Raw genomic sequence first — 12,461 nt, 5'->3', positions numbered from 1 at the left:
AGGCCATGGAGAAGGCCGGACTCACCCCGCCGGAGACCTGGACGGAACTGCTCGCGTTCTGCCGGGACGCGAAAGCCAAGGGAACTCCCGCCTTCGCACTGGGCAACCAGGACAACTGGGTCACCCAACTCGTGCTGTACGCGCTGGTCGCCACGACCGTCTACGGCCCCGACCGCGACTTCGACCAGAAGATGCAGGCCGGACAGGCCACCTTCGCGCAGTCGCCGTGGACCACCGCCGTCGACAAGTACCTGACGATGGAGAAGACCGGCTGCTTCCAGAAGAACCCCCTGGGCGCCAACTACGAGGCCAGCCAGCAACTCGCCGCCACCGGCAGGACGCTCGGCATCGTCCAGGGAAACTGGGTGATCGCCCTCCTCAAGGGGAAGAACCCGAAGGGTACGTTCACCTTCAAGGCGCTCCCGGCCACCGACGACCCGTCCGCGACTCTCATCCCGGCTGCGGCGGGTGCCGGCTACGGAGTGAACGCCAAGGCGAAGAACGAGGACCTGGCGCTGAAGTTCGTGAACTTCGTGATGTCGCCGGAGGGCATGAACCTCTTCGTCAAGAAGCAGGGAAGTCTGCCCTCACTTCCCGACACGGGCCATGAGTTCGACCCGTCCCTGGCCGAACTCTCCACGTTCATCCAGGGAGACCGCACGGTGCCCTTCATGGATCAGCTGTGGCCCAACGCCAAGGTGCAGCAGACCATGCTCAGCGGCCTCCAGGAGATCTTCAGCGGGCAGTCGACGCCCCGCGAACTCCTCCGCGACATGGACACCGACTACAAGGCCGGTTCGTGACCGCTGCCGGGGTGACCGCGACCCTCTCCACAGCCATCGAGGAGTGAGGTATGTCCGCACAGCCGCACGGTGACCCGAGCCGCAGACAAGTCATCGGGACCGTCGTGGCAGGGACGGCCGGATGGGCGCTGCCCCTCGCGACCGCCGACCCTGCCGCCGCTGCCGGACCCCGCCGAGCGACGGTCGACCGTGTGGCAGGTCAGGGTCTGGAGCACAGGCGGTGACATGACCGACTGGAGTCGTCCCGCCTCATGGGCGATGGGACTGCTGGAGCGTGGCGACTGGGGCGCGGCCGAGTGGATCGAGTATCCCGGCCGGGATGTCGGTGATCCGCTGCCGGTCTTCGCGCGTGCGTTGGGAACGCTGGCCGCACCGGCTGCCGCCGGGGCCGCCGCCCTCAAGGTGAGCAGCGTCACCGGCTACCACGTCGGCGGCACGATCAACATCGACACAGGCGACGGCGGTGAGCGGCTGGAGTCCCGTACGATCACCGCGATCGGCACCGCGGGCCCGGACGGTACGGGCATCGGTTTCGAGCCGCCCCTGAGCGCCGCCCACGCGGCGGCCGCCGAGGTCACAGGATCCGGTAACTCCCTCGCCAGTACGGATCCGAGCGCCGGGCCGCCGCCCCGTGTGATCGCCCGGCTGGAGATCACGAGAGCGGACGGCTCCACCGAGTCGATCGTCAGCGACCGGACGTGGCGGGCGGCGCTCGGTGCGGTCACGACCGCCGACTGGTACGCGGGCTCCGACTACGACTCCCGCCGCGAACAGCCCCCCGTCATAGCCGCCGCTTCACCGCGGACGCGGGGCAGGCTGGTGCGGTCGTCGGCCATCAGCAACGGGTCAGTGTGAGCCCTGAAACACCAGGGGACAGCTGACCGGACATGCGAACCGTTGTACGCTCCGGAGACCGCCCTTGACCTGCAAAAAGCGGGCAGGGAGCAGACAAGTCGGGAGTATCTCCGTGTTTCGTACGATGTTCAAGTCCAAGATCTAACGCTTGGTCATCCTTGCAGGTCAGAGGCATGATTGTCGGGCTGAGGTCAGCAAATGGTCAGCATCGGGCGTGGTTGCGTCCTGGCCTTGCTGACCTCTGGGCCGGGGGTGACCCGGCCAGGGTCGTCCCCCGCTCCCGCCCGGAAGGTTAGATTCGTGCCCCGACAGCTCGCCCGCGGTATGGGGTCCTTCTTCAAGGACTGCGACTGTGCCAAGCCAACCCGTTGCCCGCACCCGTACACGATTCGGTTCAGGGACGCCCTGGGTAGGCAGCGTGAAGAGGTCGGCTACGGCACCCAGGATGACGCGATCGAGCGCCTGACGCAGATCTACGCGGAGAAAAAGAAGACAGCGCCATCCGTTGCCGAGGCCCGCCGGGAACTCGGTCAGCAGACGGTCGAGGAATACGCGAAGCAGTGGCGGCCTCGACAGCGCAGGATGACCGAATATTCCACCGGCGGGCATGTCGACAGCTCGATCAAGGTGCACATCGTTCCCCGGCTCGGATCGCGGAAGCTGAACTCTGTCACGCCGATTGTGGTCGAGCGCTTCCTTGACGAGCTGGAGACGGACGGGGTCGGTCGCGGCAACCAGGTGAACATATTCCGCACCCTCAAGGCCATCCTGCGGGACGCTTATGACAAGGGAGCCATGGCGGAAGATCCTGTAAAAGGGGTCCAGGAGCCGGAGTACGTCCGCGAGAGAGTGGTCATCCCATCCCTCGTATACGTGAAGAAGGCGCTGTCTGCCGCTCACGAGGATCTTGCGCTTGAGATCGTCATGATGGCCGGTTGTGGATTGCGAAATGGCGAGGCCCGGGCGGTGAACATCAACAACATCGTGGCGGACGACGTCTACAGGGTGCACGAGCAGATCCACTCCAACACGCACAAGCCGGCGAAGCTGAAGCACCGCAAGGCAGGGGATTTCCGGGAGGTTCCTCTGCCGCGCTCGGTCCGGGAAGCGATGGAGCGTTATGAGGAGAAGCACGGGGCGACGAAGGAGGGCTATCTGCTGCGTGGTCCCAGTGGGTACTACACGGAGCCGATGGAACGCCGGCGGGTGCAGAGGCTCTTCAAGGACCTTCCTGCGGAGGACGGTGTCGGGATGTACGGCTTCCGGCACTACTTTGCCTCGAACGCGCTTGGCCAGGGGATACCGATCACCGATGTGGCGGAATGGATGGGGCACAAGTCCATCGAGGAGACGTATCGCACCTACCGGCACCTGATGCCTGGGAGCATCACCAAGGCGGCCCGCATTCTGGATGCTGGCCTTTGGGAGGCGGCTTGATCCCAGCTTGGCTGACAGCAGATTCTCCGTCTGCTGGTGGTACAGCGGCAGCGCATCGCTGATCAGCGCAAATAGTGCCCGTCGAGACCTTGGCGGGGTCGCTGGCCCGAGCATGGTCCGGATCATGATCGATGCTGTTCCCCGGACCGGGTCCTTGTTTGAATGGACCTTCGCCTTCTGCGCTGCTTGGCGGCTGGCTTCGAAAGAATCCGCTCCTGGTTGGCCACCGCCCGGGCCATGAAGGGGTCGAAGCCGGACGCAACCATGCCGTGGCACGCCTGCGGAACGCACCGAGTTGATGGGCCGCTGCGTAGGACCTTGTGGTGCGTGTTGCCTGCAGGCCGGGGCTCTGCCCTGGCGCTGAGAACCGCTGATGCACAGCCCGCCGGAACGGACAGCCATGCCGTCCTGGGGGCTCGCGCTTCCCACGACATCTGCATCCGACCACTGGCAACGAGATCGGCCACGTGCAGTGGTGCCACTGTCCTTGAGCTGTGACGGTCCCACATGGCACAGGTCGTAAAGACCGTCCAAGGGCGTCCAGTCGATCCAGAACGGGCGCGTACGGCCAGGTCAGGGCCTCACAGTCCGGGGGGGTCCGCCCAGTTGGTGAGAGCTGTGTGAGAGCGCGTGAGACGACGAAGCCCCGCCGGAATGAGCTTCTTGCTCCGGCGGGGCTTCTGTGCGCTGTGGGGCTACGACGGCGTGCAGCGTCCGGCGTGGGCACCGTTGTACTCCGGCTCTCCGCTTTCGAGCACGCGGAGCAGGGAGGCCGTGACGACACGCGTGCTACGGCCGACGCGTAGCACGCGGCACGGGAACTCCCCGCGACGAACCAGGTCGTAGCCCTTCGCCCGCGAGAACCCCAGCGCCCTGGAAGCGTCCTCCACGCTCCCCGTCCCGTCCCAGGTGGCGCGAATGCGCGTAGGGCTGTACCGGGTGCCCTGCACCTCGGCAGTCTGTCCGTGCATTTCGGATTCTCCAGTTCTTAAGTAAGACGGCCCTGCCTACGCGCAGCCGATAGGGTTTGAAACTGCCGAAAACTTGTGGCTCTAATGCCTGTGGCGGGTCAGCGGACCACGGTGTTGGGCCGGAAATTGGACAAGACAGACGATGACGTAAGTAGGGTCACCCCGCATCGCGCGCTGAGGTCGATGTCGATGCACAGGCAAACCCGACGCAGGTCGACGTCTTTCCCGGGTTCACGCGGGTTGTCATAGGGGTCGGCCCCAGGACACGGGCGACCTGCGCGGCTCATGGGATCTTGAGCGCGCGGCACATGTTCCGCGGGAGCTATGCGGCGGGAAGCGCTGACGACGCGCGACGAGTTGATTTGACGGCCGTCTCGGTGCCTTTCGACGTGCGGGCAGGTGGTGGCGGTGGACTATCAATGATCCGCGGGATCGCCGGTTTGGCTAACCGGCGATCCCGCGCTATGTTGCCCCGCTTCGAAGCAGCCTGCGCTTATTGAGCTGGAACCGTTGGGTCGCCTATGCGATCGTGTAACCGACGTGTCGGGCGTGGAAGTAGCTGCGGACGATGTGGATTTGGCGCTGTCGGCGGCGGAGAAAGTGGCGGGCTTCGTGGACGAAGTCGTCGGCCGAGGGTGCGCGTGAGCCGTACACGTGCCGTTTGATGTCGGCGTTGAGCAGTTCGGCGGGGTTGAGTTCGGGGCTGTGGCCGGGCATCAGGTGCAGTGCGACGTGGTCGGCATGTGAGTCCAGCCAGGTGCGGACGGCCTTCGAGCGGTGGAGAGGCGTGCCGGTCGGTGATCGCGTGGACCTTCCGTCTGGCCTGGCGGGCGAGCCCGTCCAGGAAGCCCGTGAACACCTCAATCGCGGATATCTCGTTCACGCGCAGCCGTCTGCCGTTCACTCTCACCACTGGAATGCGGGCGCTTCGGCGCCCAGGAGCGGCCGGGTGGCGCCGTGTCCGAGTGCAGCCCGCAGTGATCCGCCCAGGCCAGCACGGCCTTCTCCGCCTTCGCGTTGCCCACTCCGCGCTCGGTCATCGCCAGCCCGGTGACCATGCGGGTCAGTTCCCGCACCGTGGCCCGGGCCCACAGCAGGCCGCCGATGAGCTACGGGACTGACCTGCACAAACGCAGTGTTCCAGGCGCTCGTCCCGGTTACGTGGGATGTATGTCGGATCGAGTGATCCCTGGGGCGCGGGTGCGCCCCGATGGCCCGGACGCAGGTACTCACACCATCTTCACTCGCGCGCAGGGTCTCACGGAAACAATCTTCCCCCTCCCTGACGTTCTCGATCTTCGAGTCGAGGAGGAATGTGTCGGGCCTGAAGCTGTTCCACACGACCAATGGCGGCATGACGGAGGTCATGCCGCGCCTTGCTGATGCCGAGACGGATGTGCAGAGTCTCGTCGAGGCCAATATGGAGGCACTGCTCGGGGTCCGCTTCCTGGCGACCGAGTACAGCACCGGTCCGGTCCACGGCGGCCGGATCGACTCACTGGGGATCGACGAGAACGGGGCGCCGGTGGTCGTCGAGTTCAAGCGCGGCACTGACGCCGGGGTGATCCATCAGGGTCTCTTCTACCTGAGCTGGCTGATGGACCACCGGAGCGAGTACCAGCACCTGGTCCGCGACCGGCTCGGGGTCACGGCCGCGGCCCAGGTGCTGTGGAGCGCGCCCAGGCTGATCTGTGTGGCCGGCGACTTCACCCGCTACGACGTGCATGCCGTACGCGAGCACCGGCGCAGCATCGACCTAGTCCGCTATCGCTTCTTCGGCACTGAGCACTTTGGCCTTGAGACCGTGGCCTCCGTCACCGGACAGGCAACTGCCCCCAGGACCGCCCGTCGACGGACGTCCGCGGTGCCGAGCGCTTCAAGTCGAGACGGGGCGATGGCGGAACTGGCCGCGGCGGTCGACGAGATCCTGCTCGGCCTCGGGGACGGCATCACCCGGGTCCCGCGCCAGACCTACTGTGCCTACCAGCGGCTGCGGAACTTCGCCTGCGTCTGTCCGCCGCAGAAGACCAAGCTGCTCGTCTATCTCAAGGCGGATCCCAAGGGGGTCGGCCTTGTTCCCGGGTTCACCCGCGACGTGACGGGGCTGGGCCACCACGGCACGGGCGACCTTGAGGTGCAGCTTCGTGCGGAGCGGGACCTGGAGCGTGCCCAGGACCTGTTCCGCCTCAGCTACGCCGCGGCGTAGCGGCATCCTCCGGGTGGCTGGTCCGGTGGAGTGCGTTGCTGTGGGCTGTCGTCGTTTGCAGCCAGCGGCACGACTGATCACCCGCGGGATGTTGGTGGAGGCGGCCATCCAGACCGGGATGTGGTGCGGTTCCGGTTCCGTGCGGCATCCCGGGTCCTGGCCATCCAATCGGCAAGGGCCCGGGATGTGTTCGCCCCGGCCTCAGGGCGGCCGACAGGATGCGGGTGCCGCCGCACATGCGGAACCTGTCGGCCTCATGGCGGGCCGTCAACTACAAACCTCGAACGTCACTCGTCCTGGAACGGCGGGAGCTGGCGCATGGCCAGCACCGTGCCATCCCGACTGATGGAGACCACGCCGCCCCACTGGTGGTCCCAGAACGTCCCGCGCCGCTTGGCCTTCCACGCCTGGACCCGTTGCCGGTAAGCGGCGACATCGGCGCGTCGTGCAGGCTCTTTCCTGGTGACGAGGACATCGAGTATGTCGGCCGCGACGCCGGAGAATGCCTGGACCCTTTCGCCGTTGAGGCGGAAAACATGATCCGTGCCCTCGAATTTCTGGCCCAGGAGCTTGTAGCGCGCGTCCTGGACGGTGCCGGCTGCGGCGTGGGCGAATCCTTGGAAGAAGTCGCTGCCCTGACGTGTGGTGAGCAGTGCGGCGGTGGATTCCCCGTCGCCGGCGAAGGCGGTGAGTCCGGCGGCGCCGACGTGAGCCAGGGCACGTTGGAACCACTCGTAGTACTCGGGACCGACCTGGCATCCGGGCTCGGAGGAGTCGGGGTCCTTGCCCTTGCCCGGCTTGAAGATGCCAATACCCGGGTTCTTGTCGCCCACGGGCAGGCCGATGTCAGCGGCGGGCGTGTCGTCCGGGAGGTGGAGCCAGCCGCCGGGGCCGTCGGCGTGCAGGGCGTGGACGGTGAGCGGGTCGCTCAGGGAGATCTCCGTGCTGAACAGCAGGGCCGGAGTTTCGTTCCACGCTCCGATGTGCACCCCATCCGCATGGACCGCTGCGGAGGCGAGTTGCTCGTATGCCTTCTGCCGGTCACTGTGGTTGCCCTTGCACGCGATCGGAAAGACACGTGAGGATTCGCCGGGTTTCCAGACTTCGGCGAAGAACTGCGGGCGGTAGTGGTAGCCGACAGTTTTCGTTTTCGCCTTGTCCCGGCTGGTCAATGTCCAACCAGCGCGCAGGGCGGTGTCGGCGCGGACGATGGAGACACTGTGGTCGGGGTAGCGGCGGGTGAGGATTTCCTCGCTGACGGCCAATGCGAAGGCTTGTCCCAGCTCCTCAGATTGCAGCGCCTTGTAGTACATGGCGATCCGCTCGCCCTCCTCGGACAGCCCGAGGTGGGTTTCGGCGTTCCCGCTGAGAGCTTGGCAGTACTTGAGGCTGCCCCAGTGTTCGGCCAGCCCGCGCGATGCGCCGCGCTGGGACAGCGCGAGACCGCGGCCGAGGTGATGCAGTACGTCCCAGAACGTCAACCGTACTGACAGGCCGAGTTCTTGGCTGGGGAGCGGGCGCAGTCCCGGCTTGCGTCGCAGCGGTGCATAGGTGTCGCCCTGCTTGGTCTTGCCCTCCTCCTGACGCTTCTGGAACGTCTCCTTGCGCTCACGTTCCTTGTCGGCAGCAGCTTCCTCGACCTTGCCCACCAGTTCTCGCGTTGAATACACCGGTACGGTCACTTGCCGCTGGAGGCTGTGCAGGACTTCTTCGGTCTTCATGGTGCTCGTCACGACTGCCCCTCCCCAGGTCGGATGTCCGGTCAGCCGTGCAGGGCCGACCGGTCACTCAGTCGAACAGCGGCGCCAGTACGTTCGGGCCCGCCAAAATGCGCCAGGCTGGGATACGGAGAACGCGCTCGACGCTGCCTGCCTTCGCCCCCAGGCCGCCGGATGGCAGCCCGATCAGCAGGCCGGCGCGCTCGTGCATCAGGCGTAGGTGCCGTGCCGGGTCACGGTCTGGTAGTGGTCCGGTGTCGATCAGTACCGCCGTGTTGCCCTCGGGTGCGGTGAACAGCAGGTCGACCCGCTGTCCGCCGACCATGGCGTCGCGTTCCAACTCGACGACGCCTCGCGAGGCGAGGAGCTGCTGCACGGTGTCGGCGAGGTCCCTGCGGCGCGGATCCTGTCGTGGGCCGGGCTCGTGTACGGGAGTTTGGCCCGCATCGACAGCCCGCGCCCGGTTCCACAGGACCGAGCGTGACGACAGCAGGTGCGGAAGCCCGGTCTGCTGCTGCCAGTAGCCATGGTCGCCCACTGTGATCAACTGGGACTTCGCGCGGGTGATCGCGACGTTCCAGAGGTTCACCTGGCTCGCCACCCAGTGGGCCGTCCTCGGTGGTGTATTGGCAGTCGCCACCGGGCTGAGGACCATGACGTCGCGCTGACCGCCCTGGAAGGCATGCACCGTGCCCACCCGCACCTGGTCGCTGCCCACCATGCGCTCCAGAGCATCCTTCTGCGCACGGAAGGGAGTCACGACACCCACCGTTGCGGTCTTCGGCAGATGGTGCAGCAGTTCCTTCACGACCCCGGCCACGGCGGCGGCCTCGGACGGGTTGCGCCACGACTTTCCGCCAGGGCCGCGTGCTGACTCGCCGGAGGGAACGTTTGCCCAAGCCAGTACGGGAGTGGTTTCGCCGGTGCTCATGAGGTCGACCGCGGGTACTTGCCGGCGTACGTCGGTCAGGATCTCCAATGCGCCGGAGTAGCAGTGGCCGTTGACGATGTCGGCAATCTCCGGGTGGCAGCGGTAGTGCTCGTCGAGGAGCAGGGCGGAATCGCCGTTCTGCGCGGCGGCGTGGTACGACGAGTGGACGTGATACGCGAGTCGTCGGTCCTCCAGCCAGGCCGCGCTCAGACCCGCCCTGACACGTGCCTGGCGCTCCTGCTCCGGTGAGATGCCGGGGATGTGGCTCAGCTGCATCGGGTCACCGATGATCAAAGCCCGCCGGGCGCGGAACAGCAGCGGCAGTACCGAAGCGATGGAGCACTGGCTGGCCTCGTCGATGACGACCAGGTCGAAGAGCTTCGCAGTCGGTCGTAGCTGGCGCACCGCGTGCGTGGTGATCGCCCACCCTTTCAGGTGGGGCAGCAGATTCAGTTGGCTGCGCTGGGTTCCCGAGTGCTGCCGCAGCGTCTGGAGTCGCTGGTTCAGCAGCGATCGCCCGCGGCTGAGCGCCTCCGCCGACACGGCCACACACAGCTCTGCCGACAGTTCGGCGCGTGTCGTGGCGCAGTCCGCGCGAGCCTGCCGTACGGCCTCCTCGTCGTGGGTGAGCTGGGCTGGCGTGAACTCATGCACCTGCCGCTCCAGGGCCGTCACGTTCGCCAGGTTGTCGAGGACTTCCAAGGCGACGGGCCGTTCGCCGGTCCATGTCGGCAGTTGCGTGGCCACCTGCGGACTGGCAGCCGAGACGAACGCCTTCATCGCACGCTTCCGCCGCCAGCGTCCCCACCAGCCCCCCGCCGTCGCCGCCCTGCGGGCTCGCGCTTCCCAGCGGGCGAGCGCCGAATGGTCGTCGGTCGCCCACATCTGTGACAGGAGCAGCACCGGAAGTCCGATCTTCTCGGCGAGCTCCGCACGCTTCTCAAGGACTCGGGCCAGCTGCACCTCACCCTCGACCTGTCGGCCGGCCCGGTCGCGCAGAACGGTGGCGCGAGATCGGAGGTTGCGGAGCTCACCCGCCACCGTGGCCGAGCTGCGGCCTGGCTGTGGAGGCGGATCCGACAGCAGTTGCTCCAGCTTGGCGGCTTCCTTGACCAAGGCGTCGACGTTGCCGGTACGCATCAGAAGGGCAGGAGCGATGTCGTCGCACCGCTGGGCGACGACGTCCACCGCCTCGTTGTTGGTTGACGCCACCAGAACCGACTCGCCGGCGGCGACACAGGTGGCGACCACCGAGGTGACGACCTCGCTCTTTCCTGTCCCGGGCGGGCCGGTGGCCACGGTCAGGGGTTGCGTCATCGCCGAGACGACCACTTGCTCCTGGCTCTCGTTGGACGGCCCGGCTGCGACCATGAGCACCGGATCGGTTCCTGCAACCGGGGCGGCGCTGTGCAGTAGGGCATCCAGAGCGGTGCCAGGGATCTCGTTCGTGCGCGTGGAGATGGCCAGCAGATTCTCCACCAGCCCGTCGGTGGCGAACCGCTCCACGCTCGAAGGGGCCAGGATCACCGCGGCGTTGTGCGCCCCTGGGCGCAGGGCCTCGTTCACGGAGTCCGCACGGAGTGCGGAGGCGTCGAGCGGTTCGAGCTCCGGCAGTCCCAGCTCGCCGAGCAACTCCCGTACAGCTCTGAGCATCTGTGCGTCATTGCCGTGCTGCCAGGTTGGCTGCCAGCGGGCGAGTAACTGGGCGGCTTCGTCCTCGGAGAGAAGCTCGGTCACCACTTTGGTGTGCAGGGAGGGCACCCCGCTCGGACGGAGTAAGGCCCGCCCGCTCTCGTCCGGGGCCAACTCCATCTGCTGAATGAGTAGCGGTGCGATGCCCACGTCCGTGCGCCGACCGCCGTCGCCACGGGAGGGGAGGGTGACGGCCGGATACCCGTACCAGTACTCGTGCTGATCGGCGGCCCGCCCTGACCTGTCCTTAGCCGTGCCGCCGTTGCCCGGCACGTGCGCACCGGGCAGCCCCGCCGGAGCCGGCAGCACCGAGCCCAGACCGGACTGAATGGTCTCGGGCCCGTCGGTCACAAGGAAGTACTGCGAATTCCGCCCGGCCCGCCGGTCGGGCAGCATGCTCGCCGCGGCCTGGGCACTCAGGCACTGCGCGTAGTAACGGAGCAGCCGCTGCCAGTCGTTGGCGTTCTCGCTGTCAGCTGCGGCCCGCTCGCGAGCCTTGAGCTGAGCGGCGGACGGCGCAGCCGGCTCACCGGGCAGAGCGGGGAGACTGACCGGGCTGGCCACCGATCTGGCGAAGTACAGCGTGTGGGTGGCGCGGATGGTGGACTTGGTCGGGCGCTGCTCCTTCGGCACACCCCTTCGCACCATCTGCGCGTTTAGATACTCGAAGAGGTCCTCCGGTGATATCCAGCCGCTGTCCTTGATCCGCCCGTTCCGCAGCCCTTCGACAATTTCGCCGGTGAACCGCGAGGTGCCGAGCGTTGATCCTTCGGGGGCCATGGCGGAGGCGGCCTGTAGCGCGTCCGAGGCAGTGATGAAGTAGACGCCGGTGGGACGCAGCAGGGTGCTGCGTTCTTCCTCGGCCGATTCAGAGCCCTCTCCGCCCTTGGCACGCCAGCCCTGGACGACCGAACCGCTCGCACAACAGTCGAGCAGCACGATCTTGGACGCGGCGCGGCAAGACGCCAGGCTCCGCTCAAGGAACTCCGCCGACACCGCGGTGCGGGGCAGATCGGCGCGGTCGCTGTCGCGGGTGAGGAAGTACAGCTGGTTGTCGGTTTCGCAGAACTCACCGTGCCCACTGAAGTACAGCAGCGCGCTCTCGCTCTGCTGCCGCTCCTCGAGGAACGACTCGATGGCGTGCAGCATCTCGGCACGCGTCGGATCAGCCACCACCTCGCAGTCGTTGTACTGGCCGATTTCTGCTTTCTCCAGGACAGCCTGCATGTAGTGCAGATCGGCACGCACTGCCGGAAGGTCGTGGTAGTCGTCACTGTCGTACGTCGAGACGCCGATCAGCAGGGCGTATCGGTCGTTGTTGCGCACCCTCGGTCAGCCTGCCGTGGAGGTGTCGTCCCGGCCCGCTGCGCCGCCGACCGTGTCAGTGTCTGCCGGCAAGGAGCCATTGGCCAGGAACCGTTCGAGACGCTCGTCGTCCTCGCGGGCCTCGCGGCCTGTGATCCGCAAGGTGGATCCGTCGGGTCGGGCCGCGATGATCGTGCGCTGAGGTACCTTCGCTAGCCATACCTGAACGCAGGCTGCCGCGAATGAGCCGGCGCTCAGGGCCAGACCGACGACGCCCACGACGTCGCCACCCTTGTCGGTGCTCTCCGAGGGTTCGGTCGAAGGCAAGCGAAGTGAGGCCGTCGGATCGGCCCCAGTCACCTCGGCCAGCAGTTCTCGGGCGTCGCCGCGCGCCCTCAACGGATCGTCGTCGATCACTGAGATCAACAGGTGCGGCCGCCCTTGGCTGTCGCGGTCGTTGCTCACGAGTCCCCCTGCGCCGTCAGCTGTCGACTTAGATGCTTTGGGAAATTACCGGAGCAACTGCGAGGGGAAACGTGCATT

10 protein-coding genes are annotated in these 12,461 nt (G+C 66.8%); 4 read left to right on the top strand and 6 right to left on the bottom strand.

Annotated elements, in window-relative coordinates:
• Positions 1–5 precede the first annotated feature (5 nt).
• From IE263_RS49615 to IE263_RS40195, 3 genes are all read left to right on the top strand, one after another.
• Complete coding sequence (locus IE263_RS49615) at positions 6–803, top strand: extracellular solute-binding protein (protein WP_268256111.1); 798 nt, start codon at positions 6–8, stop codon at positions 801–803.
• A gap of 69 nt (positions 804–872) precedes the next feature.
• A complete protein-coding gene (locus tag IE263_RS40200) occupies positions 873–1,658 on the top strand; it encodes an alpha-L-rhamnosidase N-terminal domain-containing protein (protein ID WP_444545108.1) in 786 nt (261 codons plus the stop codon).
• 324 nt (positions 1,659–1,982) lie between these two features.
• Positions 1,983–3,095 (top strand): tyrosine-type recombinase/integrase, encoded by a 1,113-nt coding sequence (locus IE263_RS40195; protein ID WP_189943087.1) that lies wholly within the window; start codon positions 1,983–1,985, stop codon positions 3,093–3,095.
• A gap of 695 nt (positions 3,096–3,790) precedes the next feature.
• Here the strand turns inward: IE263_RS40195 and IE263_RS40190 are convergent.
• From IE263_RS40190 to IE263_RS40180, 3 genes are all read right to left on the bottom strand, one after another.
• Positions 3,791–4,066: a helix-turn-helix domain-containing protein gene (locus IE263_RS40190; protein ID WP_189943054.1), complete on the bottom strand. Its 276-nt coding sequence runs from the start codon at positions 4,064–4,066 to the stop codon at positions 3,791–3,793.
• Between the two features lie 519 nt (positions 4,067–4,585).
• The gene (locus IE263_RS40185) at positions 4,586–4,930 is read right to left on the bottom strand and encodes a transposase (protein ID WP_189943053.1); all 345 of its coding nucleotides are present in this window, start codon (positions 4,928–4,930) and stop codon (positions 4,586–4,588) included.
• Positions 4,927–5,124, bottom strand: a complete 198-nt coding sequence (locus tag IE263_RS40180; protein ID WP_189943052.1) for a hypothetical protein — start codon at positions 5,122–5,124, stop codon at positions 4,927–4,929. The genes IE263_RS40185 and IE263_RS40180 overlap by 4 nt, the downstream gene beginning before the upstream one ends.
• Positions 5,125–5,381: 257 nt before the next feature.
• Here IE263_RS40180 and IE263_RS40175 point away from each other — a divergent pair, with 257 nt between their 5' ends.
• Positions 5,382–6,272 (top strand): DUF5655 domain-containing protein, encoded by an 891-nt coding sequence (locus IE263_RS40175; RefSeq protein WP_189943051.1) that lies wholly within the window; start codon positions 5,382–5,384, stop codon positions 6,270–6,272.
• 287 nt (positions 6,273–6,559) lie between these two features.
• Here IE263_RS40175 and IE263_RS40170 read toward each other — a convergent pair whose 3' ends face one another.
• The 3 genes from IE263_RS40170 to IE263_RS40160 are packed head-to-tail and all read right to left on the bottom strand — an operon-like array spanning position 6,560 to position 12,383.
• On the bottom strand, positions 6,560–8,005 hold the full coding sequence (locus IE263_RS40170) for a hypothetical protein (RefSeq protein WP_229911419.1): 1,446 nt from the start codon (positions 8,003–8,005) through the stop codon (positions 6,560–6,562).
• Positions 8,006–8,060: 55 nt separating this feature from the next.
• Complete coding sequence (locus IE263_RS40165; RefSeq protein ID WP_189943050.1) at positions 8,061–11,939, bottom strand: caspase, EACC1-associated type; 3,879 nt, start codon at positions 11,937–11,939, stop codon at positions 8,061–8,063.
• 6 nt (positions 11,940–11,945) lie between these two features.
• Positions 11,946–12,383 (bottom strand): hypothetical protein, encoded by a 438-nt coding sequence (locus tag IE263_RS40160; RefSeq protein WP_189943049.1) that lies wholly within the window; start codon positions 12,381–12,383, stop codon positions 11,946–11,948.
• Positions 12,384–12,461 lie beyond the last annotated feature (78 nt).

It is taken from the genome of Streptomyces aurantiogriseus, from assembly GCF_014649375.1.
In the GTDB taxonomy this organism is placed as follows: domain Bacteria; phylum Actinomycetota; class Actinomycetes; order Streptomycetales; family Streptomycetaceae; genus Streptomyces; species Streptomyces aurantiogriseus.
Note: the sequence above shows the minus strand (reverse complement) of the source record. Positions and strands in the feature narration are given on the sequence as shown.

Coding starts and splice junctions, on each gene's coding strand:
- IE263_RS40195 (WP_189943087.1), top strand. CDS start 1,983: ATGGGGTCCTTCTTCAAGGACTGCGACTGTGCCAAGCCAACCCGTTGC.
- IE263_RS40180 (WP_189943052.1), bottom strand. CDS start 5,124: ATGGTCACCGGGCTGGCGATGACCGAGCGCGGAGTGGGCAACGCGAAG.
- IE263_RS40190 (WP_189943054.1), bottom strand. CDS start 4,066: ATGCACGGACAGACTGCCGAGGTGCAGGGCACCCGGTACAGCCCTACG.
- IE263_RS49615 (WP_268256111.1), top strand. CDS start 6: ATGGAGAAGGCCGGACTCACCCCGCCGGAGACCTGGACGGAACTGCTC.